The sequence below is a fragment of the Pseudomonas sp. TE12508 genome (genome assembly GCF_056279485.1).
The window spans coordinates 68,993-89,608 of sequence record NZ_JBWCCN010000002.1 but is presented as its reverse complement, the minus strand read 5'-3'; the positions used below and the strand labels follow the sequence as shown (position 1 = coordinate 89,608).

General features: G+C 60.6%; 24 protein-coding genes. 2 read left to right on the top strand and 22 right to left on the bottom strand.

All coding sequences use genetic code 11. The features are described 5' to 3' along the window. Positions 1–49: 49 nt before the first annotated feature. The 10 genes from ACZ9IM_RS02580 to ccmA form a co-directional block, all read right to left on the bottom strand. Entirely contained in the window at positions 50–454 is a 405-nt protein-coding gene (locus tag ACZ9IM_RS02580) for a hypothetical protein (protein WP_207267371.1), read from the bottom strand. A 14-nt stretch (positions 455–468) separates the two neighbouring features. Next, a complete protein-coding gene (gene ccmI, locus ACZ9IM_RS02575; RefSeq protein WP_476223302.1) occupies positions 469–1,671 on the bottom strand; it encodes a c-type cytochrome biogenesis protein CcmI in 1,203 nt (400 codons plus the stop codon). Next, positions 1,664–2,137, bottom strand: coding sequence for a cytochrome c-type biogenesis protein (locus tag ACZ9IM_RS02570; RefSeq protein WP_007894247.1), 474 nt, complete (start codon positions 2,135–2,137; stop codon positions 1,664–1,666). Before ACZ9IM_RS02570 ends, ccmI begins: the two co-directional genes overlap by 8 nt. After that, positions 2,134–2,670: a DsbE family thiol:disulfide interchange protein gene (locus ACZ9IM_RS02565; RefSeq protein ID WP_007894246.1), complete on the bottom strand. Its 537-nt coding sequence runs from the start codon at positions 2,668–2,670 to the stop codon at positions 2,134–2,136. Before ACZ9IM_RS02565 ends, ACZ9IM_RS02570 begins: the two co-directional genes overlap by 4 nt. Continuing rightward, positions 2,667–4,655 (bottom strand): heme lyase CcmF/NrfE family subunit, encoded by a 1,989-nt coding sequence (locus tag ACZ9IM_RS02560; protein ID WP_476223301.1) that lies wholly within the window; start codon positions 4,653–4,655, stop codon positions 2,667–2,669. The genes ACZ9IM_RS02565 and ACZ9IM_RS02560 overlap by 4 nt, the downstream gene beginning before the upstream one ends. A 3-nt stretch (positions 4,656–4,658) precedes the next feature. After that, on the bottom strand, positions 4,659–5,114 hold the full coding sequence (gene ccmE / locus ACZ9IM_RS02555) for a cytochrome c maturation protein CcmE (RefSeq protein WP_008026817.1): 456 nt from the start codon (positions 5,112–5,114) through the stop codon (positions 4,659–4,661). Beyond that, positions 5,111–5,287: a heme exporter protein CcmD gene (ccmD, locus tag ACZ9IM_RS02550; RefSeq protein WP_007894243.1), complete on the bottom strand. Its 177-nt coding sequence runs from the start codon at positions 5,285–5,287 to the stop codon at positions 5,111–5,113. The genes ccmE and ccmD overlap by 4 nt, the downstream gene beginning before the upstream one ends. Beyond that, on the bottom strand, positions 5,284–6,039 hold the full coding sequence (locus ACZ9IM_RS02545) for a heme ABC transporter permease (RefSeq protein WP_063342926.1): 756 nt from the start codon (positions 6,037–6,039) through the stop codon (positions 5,284–5,286). Before ACZ9IM_RS02545 ends, ccmD begins: the two co-directional genes overlap by 4 nt. A 75-nt stretch (positions 6,040–6,114) precedes the next feature. After that, positions 6,115–6,783: a heme exporter protein CcmB gene (ccmB, locus tag ACZ9IM_RS02540; RefSeq protein ID WP_008072659.1), complete on the bottom strand. Its 669-nt coding sequence runs from the start codon at positions 6,781–6,783 to the stop codon at positions 6,115–6,117. Then, positions 6,780–7,415 carry a cytochrome c biogenesis heme-transporting ATPase CcmA gene (gene ccmA, locus ACZ9IM_RS02535; RefSeq protein ID WP_476223300.1) on the bottom strand — a complete coding sequence of 212 codons (636 nt, stop codon included), beginning with the start codon at positions 7,413–7,415 and terminating at the stop codon, positions 6,780–6,782. Before ccmA ends, ccmB begins: the two co-directional genes overlap by 4 nt. Positions 7,416–7,611: 196 nt before the next feature. On the opposite strand from ccmA, the gene fliK reads away from it, so the two are divergent. After that, the gene (gene fliK, locus ACZ9IM_RS02530) at positions 7,612–9,186 is read left to right on the top strand and encodes a flagellar hook-length control protein FliK (RefSeq protein ID WP_476223299.1); all 1,575 of its coding nucleotides are present in this window, start codon (positions 7,612–7,614) and stop codon (positions 9,184–9,186) included. Further along, entirely contained in the window at positions 9,183–9,512 is a 330-nt protein-coding gene (locus ACZ9IM_RS02525) for an EscU/YscU/HrcU family type III secretion system export apparatus switch protein (RefSeq protein ID WP_427626710.1), read from the top strand. Before fliK ends, ACZ9IM_RS02525 begins: the two co-directional genes overlap by 4 nt. A 169-nt stretch (positions 9,513–9,681) precedes the next feature. Here the strand turns inward: ACZ9IM_RS02525 and ACZ9IM_RS02520 are convergent, their stop codons facing one another. The 12 genes from ACZ9IM_RS02520 to fleN form a co-directional block, all read right to left on the bottom strand. Next, a complete protein-coding gene (locus ACZ9IM_RS02520) occupies positions 9,682–10,074 on the bottom strand; it encodes a DUF2802 domain-containing protein (RefSeq protein WP_427626708.1) in 393 nt (130 codons plus the stop codon). Continuing rightward, complete coding sequence (locus ACZ9IM_RS02515; RefSeq protein WP_008072653.1) at positions 10,075–10,560, bottom strand: chemotaxis protein CheW; 486 nt, start codon at positions 10,558–10,560, stop codon at positions 10,075–10,077. 88 nt (positions 10,561–10,648) lie between these two features. Beyond that, on the bottom strand, positions 10,649–11,533 hold the full coding sequence (locus ACZ9IM_RS02510; protein ID WP_476223298.1) for a CheW domain-containing protein: 885 nt from the start codon (positions 11,531–11,533) through the stop codon (positions 10,649–10,651). Positions 11,534–11,650: 117 nt separating this feature from the next. Beyond that, complete coding sequence (locus ACZ9IM_RS02505; protein ID WP_030130563.1) at positions 11,651–12,439, bottom strand: ParA family protein; 789 nt, start codon at positions 12,437–12,439, stop codon at positions 11,651–11,653. A gap of 43 nt (positions 12,440–12,482) precedes the next feature. After that, on the bottom strand, positions 12,483–13,376 hold the full coding sequence (gene motD, locus ACZ9IM_RS02500; protein ID WP_008072648.1) for a flagellar motor protein MotD: 894 nt from the start codon (positions 13,374–13,376) through the stop codon (positions 12,483–12,485). A 12-nt stretch (positions 13,377–13,388) separates the two neighbouring features. Next, complete coding sequence (locus tag ACZ9IM_RS02495; protein WP_427626701.1) at positions 13,389–14,129, bottom strand: flagellar motor protein; 741 nt, start codon at positions 14,127–14,129, stop codon at positions 13,389–13,391. Continuing rightward, positions 14,129–15,262 (bottom strand): protein-glutamate methylesterase/protein-glutamine glutaminase, encoded by a 1,134-nt coding sequence (locus ACZ9IM_RS02490; RefSeq protein WP_192345723.1) that lies wholly within the window; start codon positions 15,260–15,262, stop codon positions 14,129–14,131. The genes ACZ9IM_RS02495 and ACZ9IM_RS02490 overlap by 1 nt, the downstream gene beginning before the upstream one ends. A gap of 49 nt (positions 15,263–15,311) precedes the next feature. Further along, the gene (locus tag ACZ9IM_RS02485) at positions 15,312–17,552 is read right to left on the bottom strand and encodes a chemotaxis protein CheA (RefSeq protein ID WP_427626697.1); all 2,241 of its coding nucleotides are present in this window, start codon (positions 17,550–17,552) and stop codon (positions 15,312–15,314) included. A gap of 54 nt (positions 17,553–17,606) precedes the next feature. Next, on the bottom strand, positions 17,607–18,395 hold the full coding sequence (locus tag ACZ9IM_RS02480; RefSeq protein ID WP_008072644.1) for a protein phosphatase CheZ: 789 nt from the start codon (positions 18,393–18,395) through the stop codon (positions 17,607–17,609). Positions 18,396–18,425: 30 nt separating this feature from the next. Beyond that, a complete protein-coding gene (locus ACZ9IM_RS02475) occupies positions 18,426–18,797 on the bottom strand; it encodes a chemotaxis response regulator CheY (protein ID WP_008072643.1) in 372 nt (123 codons plus the stop codon). A gap of 168 nt (positions 18,798–18,965) precedes the next feature. Then, positions 18,966–19,706: an RNA polymerase sigma factor FliA gene (gene fliA / locus ACZ9IM_RS02470; RefSeq protein ID WP_007894214.1), complete on the bottom strand. Its 741-nt coding sequence runs from the start codon at positions 19,704–19,706 to the stop codon at positions 18,966–18,968. Then, the gene (gene fleN, locus ACZ9IM_RS02465; RefSeq protein WP_003222917.1) at positions 19,703–20,533 is read right to left on the bottom strand and encodes a flagellar synthesis regulator FleN; all 831 of its coding nucleotides are present in this window, start codon (positions 20,531–20,533) and stop codon (positions 19,703–19,705) included. The genes fliA and fleN overlap by 4 nt, the downstream gene beginning before the upstream one ends. Positions 20,534–20,616: the final 83 nt, after the last annotated feature.

Sequence of the window (20,616 nt, the reverse complement as noted above, 5' to 3'; positions counted from 1 at the left end):
CTCCCCCCCCAAAAAAGCAAAACGGCGATCCTCAGATCGCCGCTTCCATTCACTGCCCGAATTGCCTGCCCAACCCGCCCGGCACGCCATGGATGTCCGTCTCTTCCCATGGCCCGTTCGGGCTGATCGAGCGGCTCCAGCCGTTGTTCCAGCGGTAGTAGGTGCGCTGGCGGTAGAAGGTGTTGGTCTGATCATCGAGAACGTAAACGCCGAGTTTCGCATCCCAATGGCTGTTGCCCCCCGGTGGCGGGGCGAAACTGGCGGAAGTGCGTGGAATCGGCTTGGACGGTTTGACCGGGATGCTCGGTTTGCTCGGTGTCGTCGTTGGAGGCGGTTTGGTGCTTGGCCCCGAAGGCGGGATTGGCGGCAGCCGTGTGGGCTCGGGCTGCTGGACCGCACAGGCGCTTAACCCCAAAACCATACTGAGGAGAGTGATACGAGCGATGGCGGTCATGGTGGTGCTTCCTGTTATTTATCCGGGCTGTCGATGATCAGTTTTTGTTGCGCGGTGGTGCTGGTGGCCAAGGGTTGGCTGCGACCGATCCATTCGCCGGCAGTCGGTTGGCCAGCGCGGGAGATGCGCGCAACCAGTTGGACTTCAGGGAAGTTCGACAGTTTCAACTGCGGCATCATGGCGTCGGCATCACCCAGTTCGACGGTTGCCGGCAAGTCGGCGACGGTCAGACGCTTGGCGGCCAGCGGTGCGGGCGGGCCGGAGATGGCGCGGGCGAAGATGAACACGCTGTCACCCGGCAGGACCTTGGCTTTCAGCTCTGGCGAAAGTTCGACTTGCACTTTGAGCAGCGCTGCAGCTTTAACCGCAGGCGCTTGGGCAACCTTTCCACCGCTGGCTTCCAGCTTCTCGGCGGCCCGAGTAATGCCGCCTTGCAGAGCGACGCGGGATTTATCATCCGGCGGCAGTTGCGCCAGCAGGCGATTCCAATAGTCGATGGCGTCCTGATAACGCTCGCCTTCGAAGGCCGCGATGCCCAGCAGACCGAGGCTGGTGACTTCTTTCGGATCAGCTTTGAGCGCTTCGTCGGTCAGGGCCTGGACCTTGTCCGACCACTTCTTGCCGTCGGCGAAATATTGCGCCTGAGCCCACTGCCCGAGCAGTTCCGGCTGACGACCGGCCAGGCTCACGGTGCGTTCGAAGATCTTCGCCGCATCGCCCGGACGGTCCTGAGCCATGTAGGTGCGGCCAAGGAAGTACAAGCCCTCGGCCGAGTCCGGTTGGGCGGCGACCGCACGCTCCAGACGACGGGTCATTTCTTCCATCGACTGCGGCGCCTGGGCGAATTCGCGGGTCAGCTCGACTTTGTCGCTGGCGCCGAAATGCAGGTACAGCCCAAGGCCCAGCACCGGAACCAGAATCGCCGCCAGCAATGGCAACGGCTTGCCCAGACGCGACACGCGCGGCGCCTCGACGCCTTCGGTGTCGGCGAGCAGTTCACGGGCAGCTTCCGCGCGGCCGGAGTCCATTTGTTCGGCGTTGAGTACGCCCTCTTCCTGCTGAGTCTGCAACTCAGCCACGCGCTCCTGATAAAGCGCGACGTTCAGTGCCGTGCGATCCTCTTCCAGCTGAGCGCGGCGACCACGCAGAACGGGGATCAGCAGAAAACTCAGGGCAACCAGAAGCAGCAGGCCTGCAGCGAGCCAGAAATCAATCATTCTTGGTTTTATCCAACAGGTGGTCGAGGCGCTCGCGCTCCTCGGCAGAAAGCGTGTCCGGGCTGTCAGTGCGTTGCACGCGACGACGACGGACGATCACGGCGATGATCACAAAACCGCCCAGCAGCAGGCCGGCGGGGCCGAACCAGAGCAGTGCGGTTTTGGCGTTGAGGGCAGGTTTGTAGCGAACGAAATCACCGTAGCGGTCGACCATGAAATCGATGATTTGCTGGTTGTCCTTGCCCTCGCCGAGCATGCGAAAAATCTCTTTACGCAGGTCGGCAGCGATCGGAGCATTGGAATCGGCGATGTCCTGATTCTGGCACTTGGGGCAACGCAACTCTTTGGTCAGCTCGCGAAAACGCTCACGGTCGCCTTCTTTGGCGAACTCGTAGGTGTCGATGGCCGCGTGGGCCACACCGGCCATGCTCAAACCCAGCACGGCGGCGGCAATCCAGCGCTTCATGGCTTGGCCTCGTCGACCAGCGCCTGATACTTGGCCGCAAGTTTTTCGCGCCAGACTTGTTCGTCGATCACGCCGACGAATTTGTCGCGGATGATGCCCTTGGCGTCGATGAAGAAAGTTTCCGGTGCGCCGTATACGCCGAGGTTCAGGCCCAGGGTGCCGGCATCGTCACGGATGTCCAGTTGATACGGGTTATGGAACTCGGCCAGCCACTTCAAGGCATCGGCGTTGACGTCCTTGTAGTTGACGCCGTAGATCACCACGCCTTGCTGAGCTAATTTGTTCAGCACCGGGTGCTCGACCCGGCAGGAAATGCACCAGGTGCCCCAGACGTTGACCAATGCCGGTTTACCCAGAATGTCCGCTTTGGTCAGGGTTTTGTCACCCTGCACCGAGGGCAGCGAAAACTCAGGGAACGGTTTGTTGATCATCGCCGAAGGCAGCTCGGCCGGGTTCAGGTACAGCCCCCGATACAGAAAAACAGCAACCACCAGAAAAATCGCCAGTGGCAACAGCATCAACCAACGTCTCATGCGGTGGCTCCCGTCATGCCGAGTGCTTCACGCACGCGGCTTTTCACCTTGACCCGATAACGACGATCCAGCGCCGCCAGCAAACCGCCGAAACCTGTGAGCAACCCGCCGAACCAGATCCAGCGCACGAACGGTTTGACGTGTACCCGAACCGCCCAGGCGCCCTCGCCGAGCGGCTCGCCCAGCGCGACGTAAAGGTCACGGGTGAAACCTGCGTCGATCCCGGCTTCGGTCATCACCGAGTTCTGCACGGTGTAGAGGCGTTTTTCCGGGTGCAGCACACTGATTTCCTTGCCATCGCGGATCACCCGCACGGTGCCCTTGTCGGAGGTAAAGTTCGGCCCTTCGAAGTGCTTGGCGCCGTCGAACACAAACTGATAACCGGCCAGGCTCATGGACTCACCCGGTGCCAGGCGCAGATCGCGCTCGGCACTGTTCTGGCTCGACAACACGACACCCAGCGCGCATACGGCAATGCCCAAATGCGCGATCTGCATCCCCCAATAGCTGCGGGTCAGGGTCGGCAGACCTTTGATCAAACCCTTGTGACGCGTTTTGTCGAAGATATCCCGCACACCGGCCAGCAACACCCAGGCAGCCAGCATGAACGTCGCCAGCACCGCCCAGTTGAAATCGCCGTAAGCGACACCCGCCACAACGGCCAGCGCAGCGCTGCCGAGCAACACCGGGGTCAACATGCTCATCAGCCATTTAACCGGCGTGTCTTTCCAGCGCACCAGCATGCCGACCGCCATCACCACCATCAGTATCGCCATCAATGGAATGAACAGCGCGTTGAAGTACGGCGGGCCGACCGACAGTTTGGCGCCGGTCATCGCGTCGAGGATCAATGGATACAAGGTGCCGAGCAGGATCATCGAAGCGGCCACCACCAGCACCAGGTTATTGCCCAGCAGCAGGGTTTCCCGGGACCAGAGGTTGAAGCCGACATGGCTCTTGACCACCGGCGCGCGCAGGGCAAACAGCGTCAGCGAACCGCCGACCACAAACAGCAGGAAGATCAGGATGAATACGCCGCGCTCAGGGTCGGACGCAAAGGCGTGAACCGACGTCAGCACGCCGGAGCGCACGAGGAAGGTGCCGAGCAAACTCAACGAGAACGCGGCGATCGCCAGCAACACCGTCCAGCTCTTGAACACGCCACGTTTTTCCGTGACCGCCAACGAGTGAATCAACGCCGTGCCCACCAGCCAAGGCATGAAGGATGCGTTTTCCACCGGGTCCCAGAACCACCAGCCACCCCAGCCAAGTTCGTAATAGGCCCACCAGGAGCCCAACGTAATACCGATACCGAGGAAAGCCCAGGCGACGATCGTCCACGGACGGGACCAGCGCGCCCACGCCGCATCGAGGCGGCCGCCCAGCAGCGCGGCAATGGCGAAGGCGAAGGCCACGGAGAAACCGACGTAACCCATGTACAGCATCGGTGGGTGAACGATCAGGCCGATGTCTTGCAGCAAGGGATTGAGGTCGCGCCCATCCGTCGGCATCTGCGGCAGGATGCGTTTGAACGGGTTGGACGTCAGGATCAGGAACAGCAAAAAGCCGGTGCTGATCATGCCCATCACTGCCAACACGCGAGCCAGCATCACTTGCGGCAATTGTCGGGAGAACACCGACACCGCGAAGGTCCAGCCGCCGAGGATCAATGCCCACAGCAGCAACGAACCTTCGTGAGCGCCCCAGACGGCGCTGAATTTGTAGTACCACGGCAAGGCGCTGTTGGAGTTGCTGGCCACATAAGCGACGGAGAAGTCGTCCGCCATGAAGGCATACGTCAGGCAACCGAAAGCGAACAGCAAAAACGCGAACTGCCCCCATGCTGCGGGCTGAGCCAGGCTCATCCACAGACGGTCGCCACGCCAGGCACCGAGCAACGGCACCACGGCTTGAACCAGCGCGAAACACAGCGCCAGGATCATGGCCAAGTGGCCGAGTTCGGGGATAAAGATGCCGGAAGTCATCGATCAACCCTCCTTCGCGGGTGTTGGGGCGGATTGACCACTGTCTTTCAGCGCCTTGGTCACTTCCGGCGGCATGTACTTCTCGTCGTGCTTGGCCAGCACTTCATCAGCCACCACCACGCCGTCAGCGTTGAGCTTGCCGAGGGCGACGATGCCCTGCCCTTCGCGGAACAGGTCCGGGAGGATGCCGCGGTAGCTGATGGTCACGGACTTGTTGAAGTCGGTGACGATGAATTTCACGTCCAGGGAATCGCCGGAACGTTGTAGCGAACCTTTCTCCACCATACCGCCCGCGCGGATACGCGTGTCTTGCGGGGCTTCGCCGTTGGCGATCTGGGTCGGGGTGTAAAACAGATTGATGTTCTGCTGAAGGGCGCTCAGGGCCAGGCCGACGGCAGCGCCGACACCGACCAGGATCGCGAGAATGATGATAAGACGCTTTTTACGCAGCGGATTCACTTGCCGTTCTCCCGGCGCAGACGACGCGCCTCTTGTTGCAGATACCGCTTGCGGGCCAGGATCGGCGCCGCCACGTTGAGGGCCAGCACCGCCAGGCTTATGCCATAGGCTGACCAGACATACAGGCCGTGATGGCCCATGGCGAGAAAGTCGCCGAATGAAGCGAAACTCATCGAGCGGCCTCCAGGCTGTTCTGCACTTCGGTTTTCACCCAGCTCGCCCGGGCTTCGCGCTTGAGCACTTCAAGGCGCATGCGCAGCAACAGCACCGCGCCGAAGAAACAGTAGAAACCCAGCGCCGACAGCAGCAGCGGCAGCCACATCTCGGCGGGCATCGCCGGTTTTTCGGTGAGGGTGAAGGTCGCGCCCTGGTGCAGGGTATTCCACCACTCCACCGAGTATTTAATGATCGGGATGTTGATCACGCCGACGATTGCCAGCACCGCGCAGGCCTTGGCCGCACTGTCACGATTGCTGATGGCGTTGCCCAGCGCAATAAGACCGAAGTACAGAAACAGCAGAATAAGCATGGACGTAAGTCGCGCATCCCAGACCCACCACGAACCCCAGGTCGGTTTGCCCCAGATCGCACCGGTGACCAGCGCCACGGCAGTCATCCAGGCACCGATCGGCGCGGCGCATTGCAGGGCGACGTCGGCCAGCTTCATCTTCCAGACCAGCCCGACGATGCCGCACACGGCCAGCATCACGTAGATGGACTGCGCCAGCATGGCGGCGGGAACGTGGATGTAAATGATGCGAAAGCTGTTGCCTTGCTGATAGTCCGGAGGCGCGAAGGCCAGCCCCCAAACCACGCCGACGCTAATCAGCAGCAACGCCGCGACGCTCAGCCATGGCAGCAGTTTGCCACTGATGCCGTAAAACCATTTGGGCGAGCCGAGCTTATGAAACCAGGTCCAGTTCATTGCTGTTTCCATCACGGGTGCTCTTCGCTTTGAAGAGCCAAGGGTCTTTACTGATCAAAATTTGACCAGACCTCATTATTCGCCGACGCTGATCTTCAGGCCAGCAGCTATTGCAAAAGGTGTCAGGGTTATCGCCAGGGCGGTCAGGCTACCAAGCCACAAGAGATAACCGGTCGCCGGCATGCCCTGCAATGCCGCCTGCAAGGCGCCACTGCCGAGAATCAACACCGGGATGTACAGCGGCAGAATCAGCAGCGCCAATAACAGGCCACCGCGCTTCAATCCTACCGTCAACGCCGCGCCCACCGCACCGAGCAGGCTCAGCACCGGTGTACCGAGCAATAAAGAAAGCAGCAACACCGGCAGACAGGCGGCAGGCAAACCAAGCATCAGCGCCAGCAAGGGTGCGAGCAAAACCAGCGCCAGGCCGGAAAACGCCCAGTGTGCCAGCACCTTGGCCAAAACCAGAATAGGCAGGGGGTGCGGCGAAAGGACCCACTGCTCAAGCGATCCGTCTTCGAAATCACTGCGAAAGAGCCCGTCCAGCGAGAGCAAGACCGATAAAAGTGCTGCCACCCAGACCAGCCCCGGGGACAAGGTTTGCAACAATTGAGGCCCGGCGCCGACCGCCAATGGGAACAAAGAGACGACGATGGCGAAGAACACCAGCGGATTCGCCAATTCGGCAGGACGACGGAACAGCAAACGTGCCTCGCGGGCGACCAACAGACCGAAAACACTCATACGGCCCAGTTCCCCAAATCAATGTCACGATAGCCGGCCGGTATCCGGGTGAGCGTGTGGTGAGTGGTGAGGACCACCATGCCACCCCTTTCGCAGTGCGCCGCCAGGTGTTCTTCGAGTTGCGCCACGCCTTGTTTGTCGAGCGCGGTAAACGGCTCATCGAGGATCCAAAGCGGCGGGCTGTCCAGATACAAGCGCGCCAACGCGACGCGGCGTTGCTGGCCGGCAGACAGGGTATGGCAGGGAACATCCTCGAAACCGCGCAGCCCCACCGCCGTCAGCGCCTGCCAGATCGCCTCATGGGAGGTCGGTTGATGCAAGGCGCAGAGCCAACTGAGGTTTTCCTCAGGGGTCAGCAGGTCCTTGATGCCGGCGGCATGGCCGATCCACAACAGGTTGCGCGCCAGTTCGCCGCGCTGTTCGTTCAGTGGCAAGCCGTTGAGCAGCACCTGCCCGGCAGTCGGATGCATCAAGCCGCAAAGCAGACGTAAAAGACTGGTCTTGCCACTGCCGTTGGGGCCGCTGATCTGTACCATTTCGCCACTGGCCAGTCTCAATTCGAGATTTTCGAAGAGCAGCCGAAGGTCTCGCTCACAGGCAAGGGCAACGGTTTGCAGGACAGGACTGGTCAAGAGATCACGGGCCTTTTGCGGTTCAAGTCGGCGGCAGGGCGGCCGCTAAAGAGATGCAGCATAGATGCATTGGCGGCTTGTTCTAGAGAGCCAGGTCAAACAAATGCAATGTTTTCGCCACTCCCCGAAGACGGGCGGCATTATACATGCCATGCCCTACTCTAAAGAGCGCAATTTCCACAGGTTGTGACCGCATATGACAGGCGAAATGAACATCCTCCCGCTGCCGCCGACCACGCCCGCGACTTCGCGGCCGCTGGTGGTGAGTGGTGATCTACTCAAGCTGCTGACACCGATGGAGGGCCTGATCTCCGTTGGGCAAACCGCCAAGGCTGAAGTGCTGTCGCTCAAGCAGACGGATCAGACCTTTCAACTGTTGCTCAAGGTCACCCTCGACAGCGGCCGCCAGACCACGGTCCAGGCCACCAGCACTCAGCCGTTGCCCCAGGGCACCAGCCTGGCGATTACCCAGCCATCGGCGGGCAACCTGGCGGTCACGGTGCAACAGGCCATCGCCTCCAGCGTCGCGACTCTCACCCGCATCGACACGGCGCAACTGCCGGTCGGCACTTTGCTGCAAGGCAAAGTACTGACCTCCCAGGTAATGCCGCAGGTGCCGGGTCAGCCGACGGTGTTTCGCTCGATGGTGAGCCTGCTCAATACCGCGCTGAGTGGCAGCACGCTGAGCATCGACAGCCCGACGCCACTGCGCATCGGTACATTGCTGAGCGCCTTGGTGCAGGACACCCAGACCCTGAAATTCGTCCCGTTGAGCAGCCGTCAGGAACAGTTGGCGGTGACGCAGCAATTGGTCAGCCAGCAAAGTCGCCAGGGCTCTCTGGATGGCTTGCTTAAAGTCCTGCAAAACCTGCCGCCATCGGATCAGACCTCCAGCGACCTGCGCGCCGCCGTAGACAAATTGCTCGCCGGCCTGCCGGACGTTCAGCAATTGAGTACACCCAAAGGTCTGGCCCAGGCGTTGGCCAACAGCGGTCTGTTCCTTGAAGCGAAACTGCTGACCGGGCAAAACCCGACGCTGACGCCAGACATGAAGGGCGACCTGCTCAAGCTGATCGCGCAACTGACGCCGGGCCTGCCGGCCAATACCAATCTCAACGCGATCATCGCCGCCAATACACTGGCGCAAGCGCTGCCCAGCTTCGTGCGCAGCGCCTTGGGAATGCTTGGGCAAGTCAGCGCCAAACCGTTGCCGACCAGTTTCCCGCTCCCCGAGCGCCTGCTGCAAAGTCAGGACGGTGAAGGCGATCTGGAACATTTGCTGCGCCTGGCAGCAGCGGCTGTCTCGCGCCTGCAAAGCCATCAACTGTCGAGCCTGGAACAGACCGGCCTCACCGACGACGGTCGGCTGCTCAGCACCTGGCAACTGGAAATCCCCATGCGCAACCTGCAGGACATCGTGCCATTGCAGGTCAAATTCCAGCGCGAAGAAGCACCTGAGAAAGAACAACCGCACGAACGCCGCGACGAACACGAACCCAAGCAACCATTGTGGCGAGTCGATCTGGCGTTCGACATGGAGCCGCTGGGGCCGTTGCAGATTCAGGCGCAGCTGATCAAAGGCAGCCTCTCCAGTCAGTTGTGGGCCGAGCGGCCGTACACCGCGAGCCTGATCGAAAGCAATCTGGCCGGGCTGCGCGAACGCCTGCTGGCGTCAGGCCTGAACGTCGGCGATCTGGATTGCCACCTCGGCACACCGCCACAAGGCCCTCAAACCCGCCTCGAACAACGCTGGGTCGACGAAACCGCATGAACAAATCCACCGCACCGCGCCAGGCCATCGCCCTCAAATACGACGGCAGCCACGCCCCTACCCTCACGGCCAAAGGTGATGAAGAACTGGCCGAAGCCATTCTGCAGATTGCCCGTGATTACGAAGTGCCGATCTACGAAAACGCCGAGCTGGTGAGATTGCTGGCGCGGATGGAATTGGGGGAGAGTATTCCGCAGGAGTTGTACCGCACGATTGCCGAGATCATTGCGTTTGCGTGGAATTTGAAGGGTAAGTTTCCCGAGGGGCATGATCCGCATGCGCCGATGGTGGAGAAAGATGTGACTGATCGCGGGGATGACTACTGATCGTTCCCATGCTCTGCGTGGGAATGCAGCCCGTGACGCTCTGCGTCACACAACAGCGGAACGCAGAGCGTCCCAAGAGGCATTCCCACGCAGAGCGTGGGAACGATCTCCATTGTGCACGCCCTGTAGGAGCTGTCGAGTGAAACGAGGCTGCGATCTTTTGATCTTCTCAGCTTCTGTGCAACTTGCTCATCAACTCCGCCTCAGCCTGGGTCAACCCGCAGGACTGCGTCAGCTCACTGACGCTCGCGCCCATTCCTACCAGCCGTGCCGCCTGGGCGAATGAAAGGCTCGACGGATCACGCTGCTCCAGCTGCGCCAGTTTGTCCGGCAACGGCCCGACGACGGCGCGCAGTTCGTGCAGGTCTTCACCCATGCGCACGTTGCCGTTCTGGTAGTCGTCGACGCGTTTGGCCAGGTCCTTGATGCGCTGATCGCGCAGCGCATCGCCCTCGACCTGTTGCGCGGCGATCTGCCGCTGAGCGCGGATGTACGCCAGGAACATCGCCAGCGTGCCTGCCCATAAAAGGAACAGGACAATGACAGCCACCTCAAGAATCAATCAGATACTCTCCAGTTCCGACCATTCTTCTTCGCTCATCATCTTGTCCAGCTCGACCAGGATCAGCAGTTCGTTGTTCTTGTTGCACACGCCTTGAATGAACTTGGCGGACTCTTCGTTACCGACGTTCGGCGCGGTCTCGATTTCCGACTGACGCAGGTAAACCACTTCAGCCACGCTGTCGACCATGATCCCGACCACTTGCTTGTCGGCTTCGATGATGACGATACGGGTGTTGTCGCTGATCTCGGCATTCATCAGGCCGAAGCGCTGACGGGTGTCGATCACGGTGACCACGTTACCGCGCAGGTTGATGATGCCCAGCACGTAGCTCGGAGCACCCGGGACCGGGGCGATTTCGGTGTAGCGCAGGACTTCCTGAACGCGCATCACGTTGATGCCGTAGGTTTCGTTGTCCAGCTTGAAGGTTACCCATTGCAGGATCGGATCTTCAGAACCTTTTGCATTCGTCGCTTGACTACTCATACCCTGACCCCTCGAAAAACCGCTTCTGGCGGTGTGTGTTCTGTAGGCAGCATTCAACAATGCCGTCGCATACTTGTTATGTCGGCAGCTATGTCGGTTTGTGAAGTGGCTTGCTGCCGCTCATGTGCTTTGCCCCGCCGCTGGCGATCAACTCGGCCAGGGCAGAAACGTCCAGCAGCGCACACATGTGCTCAATCACCGTGCCGGCGAGCCATGGCCGCTGACCTCGATGACTTCTCCATTTGATTTCGTTCGGGTCCAGGCGCAATGAGCGGCTGACCTGATGCACCGCCAGCCCCCACTCGTAGCCCTGAACCGAAATGACGTATTGCAGGCCCTGGCGGAAATCATCGCGGTAGCGGTCCGGCATGACCCAACGCGCGGTATCCAGCACTTTCAGGTTGCCGGCCTGGCTCGGCAGGATCCCAAGGAACCATTCCGGCTGGCCGAACAACGGCGTCAGCTCGTGACCGGCCAGGGAATAAATCGATCCCAGGCACACCAGTGGCACCGCCAGGGTCAACCCGGCGACGTCGAACAACAGGCACTCGAACGGCTCGGCAGCCCATGCCGGACGACCGTCGGTTTCCACCGGTGGCGGCGTGTTGCTGGGTGGCAGATGAACATCAACCAACGGCGGCACCAACGCTTGCAGCAGGGGTGCAATCGTCGACACGGGCGCCAGAATCGGTGCCGGTGCTTCGATCACGGCCACCGCTGCTTTCACCACTGGCGCAACGATGGGTGCAGCGGCCACGGCCGGTTTCTGCGCATCACGGGCCTGCTCTTCAAGCACGGCAGCCTGGAACTCATCCAGCGCGGCCTCAACCTCGATAACCTCGATAACCTCGATAACCTCGGGCAGCGCCTCCACTTCTGGCGGCAACTCTTCGGTCGCGTCCTGCAGCAATGCGTCCAGATAGGACTGGAGGGCCAGTTGCGGACGCGAGGTGATCTTCACCGGCCGATTCATGCGCACACCATCGTAGGAGCTGCCGAAGGCTGCGATCGTTTGGCGGATTCGAAGATGTCACAAAGCGAGATCAAAAGATCGCAGCCTGCGGCAGCTTCTACAGGGATTGAGTTCATCTCACGCCACCTGCGGAACAAGTTGCGCCGCCAGCAGATGCTTGAGCAGTGCGCGATAAGCGAGAACGCCACGGCTCTTGCCGTCGAATTGTGAGGGCGTCAGCCCTGCCCGGCTCGCGTCACGCAAGCGGGTGTCGATCGGAATGTAGCCTTGCCAGATTTCTTCCGGGTACTTGTCGCGCAGCACGCGAAGGGTGCCGAGGGACGCCTGGGTGCGGCGGTCGAACAGGGTCGGCACGATGCTGAACGGCAGCGCCTGTTTGCGCGAACGGTTGATCATCGCCAGGGTATTGACCATGCGTTCCAGGCCTTTGACGGCCAAGTGTTCGGTCTGCACCGGAATCACCAACTGCTGGCTGGCCGCCAAGGCATTGACCATCAGCACACCGAGCAACGGCGGGCTGTCGATCACCGCGTAATCGAAGTCCTGCCACAACTGCGCCAGGCTCTTGGCGATCACCAGGCCCAAACCACTCTGGCCCGGCGACTGGCGCTCAAGGGTTGCCAGCGCGGTGCTCGATGGCAACAGGGAAATGCGTTCGTCACTGGTGGGCATCAGCAACTGACCGGGCAAGCCTTGCGGCACACTGCCCTTGTGCAGAAACAAGTCGTAGCTGCTGTGTTCCAGGCTGTCGGGGTCGTAACCGAAGTAGCTGGTCATGGAGCCGTGGGGGTCGAGATCGACCACAACCACGCGCTTGCCCGCCTCAGCCAGCAAACCGGCTAAAGCGATGGAGGAAGTGGTTTTACCGACACCACCCTTTTGATTGGCGACTGCCCAGACTCTCATTCGGATTGTTCCTCCCGGTCGAAAAGGTCGACCGAGAAATAGCTCAACGTATTAATGCGGGTGACGGAGAATTGACGGCGCTCTCTCGTCCCGGCGACTTGACCGGAGCCGGTGCAGTTTGTGTGCCAGCCCGCTTCAACGCGGCATCCGGTTGTGCATGAGCCGTTCCGGTACCCGTGAGGCTGCGGCGTACATCGAGATTTCGTGAAACCACCAACACCACCCGACGGTTGCGCGCCCGGCCTTCGGCGGTGGCGTTATTGGCCACCGGCTGGAACTCGCCATAACCCACCGACGCCAGGCGCCCCGGGTTCACACCCTGCATCGCCAGCATGCGCACGATGCTTGCCGAACGGGCCGAGGACAGTTCCCAGTTGGTCGGGTATTGCGCGGTGCGAATTGGCTGATCGTCGGTAAAACCTTCGACGTGGATCGGGTTGTCGAACGGCCTCAGGATCGCGGCGACCTTATCGATAATGTTGAAGGCGATGTCGCTGGGCATCGCATCGCCGCTGCCGAACAACAGGCTGGAATTGAGCTCGATCTCGACCCACAACTCATTGCCGCGCACGGTCATCTGGTTGGAACTGATCAAGTCGCCGAACGCCGCGCTGATGTCATCGGCAATGCTTTTGAGCGGATCGTTCGCAGCCTGGGCGATGCCAGCGTCAATCTGTTCGCTGTCCTTGACCAGCGGCTTGGCCGGGGTCACGGTCTTCGGTCGCTCGTCACCGATCGGGATCGGCTTGAGGGCGCGATCAGAGTCGGTAAACACCCCGATCAACGCCTCGGAAATGACCTTGTACTTGCCTTCGTTGATCGAAGAAATCGAGTACATCACCACGAAGAAAGCGAACAGCAACGTAATGAAGTCGGCGTATGAAACGAGCCAGCGTTCATGGTTTACGTGTTCTTCAGGTTGCCGACGACGAGCCATGAGGTTATTCCCTTAATCCATGAAGCCCTGAAGCTTCAACTCAATAGAGCGAGGGTTTTCACCTTCGGCGATCGACAGGATCCCTTCCAGCAACATCTCGCGATAACGCGACTGTCGCAACGCGATGGATTTGAGCTTGGCGGCAATCGGCAGCAAGATCAGGTTGGCACTGGCCACGCCATAGATGGTGGCGACAAAGGCAACAGCAATGCCGCTGCCCAGCTGCGATGGATCGGCCAGGTTGCCCATGACATGGATCAGGCCCATCACCGCACCGATGATGCCAATGGTCGGCGCGTAGCCGCCCATGCTTTCAAAAACTTTGGCGGCTTCGATGTCACGGCTTTCCTGGGTGTAGAAATCCACTTCCAGAATGCTGCGAATCGCTTCCGGCTCGGCGCCGTCCACCAGCAGTTGCAGACCTTTGCGCGAGTAGCTATCGGGCTCGGCGTCGGCCACCCCTTCCAGACCGAGCAAACCTTCCTTGCGGGCAGTCAGGCTCCAGTTCACGACGCGATCGATGCCGCCGGCCAGATCCACACGCGGTGGAAACAGAATCCAGGCGAGAATCTGCATGGCGCGCTTGAAGGCGCTCATCGGTGATTGCAGCAGCGCTGCGCCAACGGTCCCGCCGAGTACGATCAACGCTGCCGGGCCGTTGGCCAACGCGCCGAGGTGACCGCCTTCAAGGTAGTTGCCGCCAATGATGGCGACAAATGCCATGATGATCCCGATAAGGCTGAGTACATCCATCAGAGACACGCCTCGACCAGGTGACGGCCGATATCGTCCAGGCTGTACACCGCGTCCGCGAGCTCGGCTTTGACGATCGCCATTGGCATGCCGTAGATCACGCAGCTGGCTTCATCCTGAGCCCAGATCGCACTGCCGCCCTGCTTGAGCAGACGCGCGCCTTCGCGACCGTCGGCGCCCATGCCGGTGAGTACCACCGCCAGAACTTTGTCGCCGTAGGATTTGGCCGCGGAACCGAAGGTGATATCCACGCAAGGCTTGTAGTTCAGACGTTCATCGCCCGGCAGGATTTTCACCGCACCACGGCCGTCGATCATCATCTGCTTGCCACCCGGCGCCAGCAGCGCCAGGCCCGGACGCAGGATGTCGCCATCCTCGGCTTCCTTGACGCTGATGCGGCACAATTTGTCCAGACGCTCGGCGAAGGCTTTGGTGAAGGCTGCCGGCATGTGCTGGATCAACACGATCGGTGCCGGGAAGTTGGCCGGCAACTGCGTCAGTACCCGTTGCAGGGCAACCGGGCCGCCGGTGGAGGTACCGATGGCGACCAGTTTGTAAGCTTTGCGTTTCGGCGCTGGCGACGCCGGCGTCGCTGCATGGCTGCGAGCCGGAATCGGTGCCGGGGCCGGACGCGCAGGCGCACTGCTGCTGCCGTAGCTGCTGACGCTCGAAGGCGCAGGCGTCGGGGCTGGTGCGGCCACTGGAGCCGGGGCACTGTAGGCGCTGACACGACGGTTACTGCGCGAGATGCTGAGAATCTTCTCGCACAGCAGCTGTTTGACCTTCTCCGGGTTACGCGAGATGTCTTCGAAATTCTTCGGCAGGAAATCCACCGCGCCAGCGTCCAGCGCATCGAGGGTGACCCGCGCGCCTTCGTGAGTCAGCGAGGAGAACATCAACACCGGGGTCGGGCAGCGCTGCATGATGTGCCGCACTGCCGTGATGCCATCCATCATCGGCATCTCGTAGTCCATGGTGATCACGTCTGGCTTGAGCGCCAGCGCCTGATCGATCGCCTCTTTGCCGTTGGTTGCCGTACCGACGACCTGGATATTGGAATCCGCTGAAAGAATTTCCGAGACGCGGCGGCGGAAAAACCCCGAATCGTCCACCACCAGGACTTTGACTGCCATAAACACTCCGTTAGACGGGGCGAGGCTCAGTCGCCCCGCTCCCGCAGAATCAAATACGCCGTGCGGCGTAACGCTTGAGCATGCTCGGAACATCGAGAATCAGCGCAATGCGGCCGTCACCGGTAATGGTGGCGCCGGACATGCCCGGGGTTCCCTGGAGCATTTTGCCCAATGGCTTGATGACCACTTCTTCCTGGCCCACCAGTTGATCGACGACGAAGCCGATCCGCTGAGTGCCCACCGAAAGGATCACCACATGGCCTTCGCGCTGCTCTTCGTGAGCGGCGGAGCTGACCAGCCAGCGCTTGAGGTAGAACAGCGGCAGCGCCTTGTCCCGCACGATCACCACTTCCTGGCCGTCCACCACGTTGGTGCGCGACAGGTCGAGGTGGAAGATCTCGTTGACGTTCACCAGCGGGAACGCGAACGCCTGGTTGCCGAGCATGACCATCAGCGTCGGCATGATCGCCAGGGTCAACGGGACCTTGATGACGATCTTCGAGCCCTTGCCCTTGGTCGAGTAGATATTGATGGTGCCGTTGAGCTGGGCGATCTTGGTTTTCACCACGTCCATGCCCACGCCGCGCCCGGAGACGTCGGAAATCTCGGTCTTGGTCGAGAACCCCGGCGCGAAGATCAGGTTGAAGCAATCGGTCTCGCTGAGACGGTCCGCCGCATCCTTGTCCATCAGGCCTTTCTTCACGGCGATACCGCGCAGGACATCGGCGTCCATGCCTTTACCATCATCGGAGATGGACAGCAGGATGTGGTCACCTTCCTGTTCAGCGGACAGAATCACCTTGCCGCTGCGAGGCTTGCCCATCGCTTCGCGCTCAGCCGGCTCTTCGATACCGTGGTCGACCGAGTTGCGCACCAAGTGGACCAGCGGGTCGGCCAGGGCTTCGACGAGGTTCTTGTCGAGGTCGGTTTCTTCGCCGACCAGCTCCAGGTTGATCTCTTTCTTGAGCTGGCGAGCCAGGTCGCGAACCAGACGCGGGAAGCGCCCGAAGACTTTCTTGATCGGCTGCATCCGGGTCTTCATGACCGCGGTTTGCAGGTCGGCCGTGACCACGTCGAGGTTCGACACGGCCTTGGACATGGCTTCGTCGCCACTGTTGAGGCCCAAGCGGACCAGGCGGTTACGCACCAGTACCAGCTCGCCGACCATGTTCATGATCTCGTCGAGACGCGCGGTATCGACCCGCACGGTGGTCTCGGCTTCGCTGGCCGGTTTTTCCGGTGGCGGTGCGGCCGGGGCACGAGCAGGTGCCGGTGCAGCAGCGGCGGCCGGTTTCGGCGCTTCGGCTTTTGGCTCGGGCGCTTTGGCCACAGGTTTCGCAACCGGTGCTGGCGCCTTGGCGACAGGAGCAGAAACCACTGCGCCAGTGCCAACCTCGGTAAACTTGCCTTTGCCATGCAATTCGTCGAGCAGTGATTCGAACTCGTGATCGGAGATCAGATCGTCGCCGGCCGCTTTAGCGGTTGGCGCAGCCGGCGCCGGAGCCGAAGCAATCGCCGACTCCAATGCATCGACCGCAAAGTTGCCTTTGCCGTGCAACTGATCGAGCAGTGCTTCGAACTCGTCGTCGGTAATATCGGAGCTGTCGCCTGGCGCTTTCGGGGCCGCCGGTGCGGTGGGCGCCGCAACCACTGCATCGGGGGCGAACTGGCCTTTGCCGTGCAATTGATCGAGCAACGACTCGAACTCGGCATCGGTGATTTCGTCGCTGGCCGAGGCATCGCTGGTCGGCACTGGCGCAGCCGCTGGAGCCTCGGCTTGAGCCTTGACGGCATTCAGCGAGTCCAGCAGTTGTTCGAATTCGTTATCCGTGATGTCGCCCGATTCTTCAGCGGCAGGTTCTTCCACCACCTCGGCGACCGGTGCCGACTCATCGGCGGTTTGCGGCTCGGCCAGACGGGCCAACGCGGCAAGCAACTCAGGCGTGGCAGCCGTGATCGGGCTGCGTTCGCGGACTTCGCTGAACATGCCGTTCACCGCGTCCAGTGCCTCGAGAACCACGTCCATCAGTTCCGAGTCGACGCGTCGTTCACCCTTGCGCAGGATGTCGAACACGTTCTCGGCGATGTGACAGCACTCCACCAGCTCGTTGAGCTGGAGGAAGCCGGCGCCCCCTTTTACAGTGTGAAAACCGCGAAAAATTGCATTGAGCAAATCCGCATCATCCGGTCGGCTTTCAAGCTCGACCAGCTGTTCGGACAGTTGCTCTAGAATCTCGCCGGCCTCAACCAGGAAATCCTGAAGGATCTCTTCATCGGCGCCGAAGCTCATTAAGGGGGGTGCTCCTGAGGTCTAAAAACCTAAAAAACCTAAAATGCTAAAACTCTAGAATCCTAGGCTGGATAACAAATCGTCCACATCGTCCTGACCGGACACAACGTCTTCTCTTTTATCGGCATGAATCTGCGGACCTTCACCCTGAGAGAGATGTTTTTGCGGATCTTTTTCAGCCAGCATCGCTTCACGGTCATGTTCGATGCCCGCAAAGCGGTCGACCTGACTGGCCATGAGCACGAGCTTGAGCAGGTTGCTTTCAACTTCGGTGACCAACTGGGTCACGCGCTTGATCACCTGACCGGTGAGGTCCTGGTAATCCTGGGCCAGCAGAATGTCGTTGAGGTTGCTCGACACGACGCGGTTGTCTTCACTGCTGCGGGTCAGGAAACCGTCGACCCGCCGGGCCAGCTCGCGGAACTCTTCGGCCCCGACTTCGCGACGCATGAACCGTCCCCAATCCGTGCTCAGCGCCTGAGCTTCGTCGCTCAGGCTGTTGATCAGCGGCGTGGCGTTTTCCACCAGGTCCATGGTGCGGTTGGCCGCGGCCTCGGTCAGCTTGACCACATAACCCAGGCGCTCGGTGGCATCCGTGATCTGAGACACTTCCTCGGCTTGCGGCATGTGCGGGTCAATCTGGAAATTGACGATCGCGCTATGCAGCTCGCGGGTGAGCTTGCCCACTTCCTGATACAGGCCGCGGTCACGGGTCTGGTTGAGCTCATGGATCAGTTGCACAGCGTCGCCGAACCTGCCTTTTTCAAGGCTTTCGACCAGTTCGACCGCGTGTTTTTTCAGGGTCGACTCAAAATCGCCCTGTGAAGATTCGTTATGCTCCATAGCTCCCCCGTGACGGACTGGCTTTGCACATCAACCGATGCGTTCGAAGATCTTTTCAATCTTGTCTTTCAACGCTTGAGCCGTGAATGGCTTGACCACATAGCCGTTCACGCCCGCCTGAGCGGCTTCGATGATTTGCTCGCGCTTGGCTTCGGCCGTGACCATCAACACCGGCAGGTGTTTGAGTTTTTCATCGGCACGCACGTGGCGCAGCAGATCAATACCGGTCATGCCGGGCATGTTCCAGTCCGTTACCAGAAAGTCGATGCTCCCGCTGTTGAGGACCGGAATCGCGGTAATACCGTCATCCGCCTCGACCGTGTTGGTGAACCCAAGGTCACGCAACAGGTTTTTTATGATCCGCCGCATCGTTGAGAAGTCATCAACGATGAGGATTTTCATATTCTTGTCCAATTCGACCTCCAAGCAGTCTTAAAACGCGCGCAGCACCTGAACGCGCCGTTCAATCAATTCGGCGTAACACTCAACAGTTGTATGGATTACAACGGGCCGTGGCCGATGCAGCAAAATGCCGTACCCACCTCGTTCGCAGTGTCCCCACACTGCCTGTCAGCGCGCTCGCCACTCCCCCAAACGCCCCCGCAAACGGGCCGCGCACTGGCTGTGTAACTGGCTGACCCGCGATTCGCTGACCCCCAGGACCTCACCGATTTCCTTGAGATTCAACTCTTCGTCGTAGTACAGCGCCAACACCAGTCGCTCACGCTCCGGCAAATTGGCAATCGCGTCCGCCAGCGCTGCCTGGAAGCGTTCATCTTCCAGATCGCGCGACGGCTCGAGATGAGCACTGGCGCCATCCTCGTGCAGCCCTTCGTGTTCGCCGTCCTGCAACAGATCGTCGAAACTGAATAACCGGCTACCGAGGGTGTCGTTCAAAATCCCGTAATAATCGTCAAGACTCAATTGGAGTTCGGCCGCAACTTCGTGATCTTTAGCGTCACGGCCGGTTTTAGCTTCAATCGAGCGAATTGCGTCGCTGACCATGCGGGTATTGCGGTGAACCGAACGTGGCGCCCAGTCCCCCTTGCGCACTTCATCGAGCATCGCGCCGCGGATTCGAATGCCCGCGTACGTCTCGAAGCTCGCGCCTTTGCTGGCGTCGTATTTGGTTGATACTTCAAGCAGGCCGATCATCCCGGCCTGGATCAGGTCTTCGACCTGGACACTGGCCGGCAAACGCGCCAGCAAGTGATAGGCAATGCGTTTGACCAGTGGCGCGTAACGCTCGATCAGCTCGTACTGCGCGTCACGTGCCGACTTCTTGTAGAGGTTGTAACCACTGGCTGTCATAGGACGGGTCCTGCGGTCTGTTGCACGAGGCGCTCGACGAAAAACTCCAGGTGCCCGCGCGGGTTGGCCGGCAGTGGCCAGGTATCGACCTTCTGCGCAATGGCCTTGAACGCCAGGGCGCACTTGGAACGCGGGAAGGCTTCGTAGACAGCACGCTGCTTCTGCACGGCCTTGCGCACGCTTTCGTCGTAAGGCACGGCACCGACGTATTGTAAGGCGACGTCGAGGAAACGATCCGTGACCTTGGTCAACTTGGCGAACAGATTGCGGCCTTCCTGCGGGCTCTGCGCCATGTTGGCCAGGACGCGGAAGCGGTTCATGCCGTAGTCGCGATTCAGCAATTTGATCAGCGCGTAGGCGTCGGTAATCGAGGTCGGCTCATCGCACACCACCAGCAGCACTTCCTGGGCTGCGCGAACGAAACTGACTACCGAGTCACCAATACCCGCAGCGGTGTCGATCACCAATACGTCGAGGTTGTCGCCGATGTCGCTGAAGGCCTGGATCAGGCCGGCATGCTGGGCCGGGCTCAAATGAACCATGCTCTGGGTGCCGGACGCCGCCGGGACGATGCGGATGCCGCCGGGCCCTTGCAACAGTACGTCGCGCAGCTCACAGCGGCCTTCGATCACGTCGGCCAAGGTGCGTTTGGGTGTCAGTCCCAGCAGGACGTCGACGTTCGCCAGTCCCAGATCGGCATCCAGCAGCATGACGCGCCGGCCGAGCTCAGCTAGAGCCAGGGACAAGTTCACTGACACGTTAGTCTTCCCGACGCCACCTTTGCCGCCGGTCACCGCGATCACCTGTACGGGATGCATGCTGCCCATGTTATTTCTTTACCTTGTCTTACTTAGACGGAGGCCACATTACTGGCTGCGCGTTCATCAACGGAACAATGCATGGCAGACCA

Coding starts and splice junctions, on each gene's coding strand:
- fleN (WP_003222917.1), bottom strand. CDS start 20,533: ATGGGCAGCATGCATCCCGTACAGGTGATCGCGGTGACCGGCGGCAAA.
- ccmB (WP_008072659.1), bottom strand. CDS start 6,783: ATGAGTGTTTTCGGTCTGTTGGTCGCCCGCGAGGCACGTTTGCTGTTC.
- ACZ9IM_RS02475 (WP_008072643.1), bottom strand. CDS start 18,797: ATGAAAATCCTCATCGTTGATGACTTCTCAACGATGCGGCGGATCATA.
- ACZ9IM_RS02570 (WP_007894247.1), bottom strand. CDS start 2,137: ATGAAGCGCTGGATTGCCGCCGCCGTGCTGGGTTTGAGCATGGCCGGT.
- ACZ9IM_RS02495 (WP_427626701.1), bottom strand. CDS start 14,129: ATGGATGTACTCAGCCTTATCGGGATCATCATGGCATTTGTCGCCATC.
- ACZ9IM_RS02485 (WP_427626697.1), bottom strand. CDS start 17,552: ATGAGCTTCGGCGCCGATGAAGAGATCCTTCAGGATTTCCTGGTTGAG.
- ACZ9IM_RS02515 (WP_008072653.1), bottom strand. CDS start 10,560: ATGAGTAGTCAAGCGACGAATGCAAAAGGTTCTGAAGATCCGATCCTG.
- ACZ9IM_RS02525 (WP_427626710.1), top strand. CDS start 9,183: ATGAACAAATCCACCGCACCGCGCCAGGCCATCGCCCTCAAATACGAC.
- ACZ9IM_RS02580 (WP_207267371.1), bottom strand. CDS start 454: ATGACCGCCATCGCTCGTATCACTCTCCTCAGTATGGTTTTGGGGTTA.
- ccmD (WP_007894243.1), bottom strand. CDS start 5,287: ATGAGTTTCGCTTCATTCGGCGACTTTCTCGCCATGGGCCATCACGGC.
- ACZ9IM_RS02505 (WP_030130563.1), bottom strand. CDS start 12,439: ATGAGAGTCTGGGCAGTCGCCAATCAAAAGGGTGGTGTCGGTAAAACC.
- ACZ9IM_RS02560 (WP_476223301.1), bottom strand. CDS start 4,655: ATGACTTCCGGCATCTTTATCCCCGAACTCGGCCACTTGGCCATGATC.
- ccmI (WP_476223302.1), bottom strand. CDS start 1,671: ATGATTGATTTCTGGCTCGCTGCAGGCCTGCTGCTTCTGGTTGCCCTG.
- ACZ9IM_RS02565 (WP_007894246.1), bottom strand. CDS start 2,670: ATGAGACGTTGGTTGATGCTGTTGCCACTGGCGATTTTTCTGGTGGTT.
- ACZ9IM_RS02490 (WP_192345723.1), bottom strand. CDS start 15,262: ATGGCAGTCAAAGTCCTGGTGGTGGACGATTCGGGGTTTTTCCGCCGC.
- fliA (WP_007894214.1), bottom strand. CDS start 19,706: ATGACAGCCAGTGGTTACAACCTCTACAAGAAGTCGGCACGTGACGCG.
- fliK (WP_476223299.1), top strand. CDS start 7,612: ATGACAGGCGAAATGAACATCCTCCCGCTGCCGCCGACCACGCCCGCG.
- ACZ9IM_RS02510 (WP_476223298.1), bottom strand. CDS start 11,533: ATGAATCGGCCGGTGAAGATCACCTCGCGTCCGCAACTGGCCCTCCAG.
- motD (WP_008072648.1), bottom strand. CDS start 13,376: ATGGCTCGTCGTCGGCAACCTGAAGAACACGTAAACCATGAACGCTGG.
- ACZ9IM_RS02545 (WP_063342926.1), bottom strand. CDS start 6,039: ATGAACTGGACCTGGTTTCATAAGCTCGGCTCGCCCAAATGGTTTTAC.
- ACZ9IM_RS02480 (WP_008072644.1), bottom strand. CDS start 18,395: ATGGAGCATAACGAATCTTCACAGGGCGATTTTGAGTCGACCCTGAAA.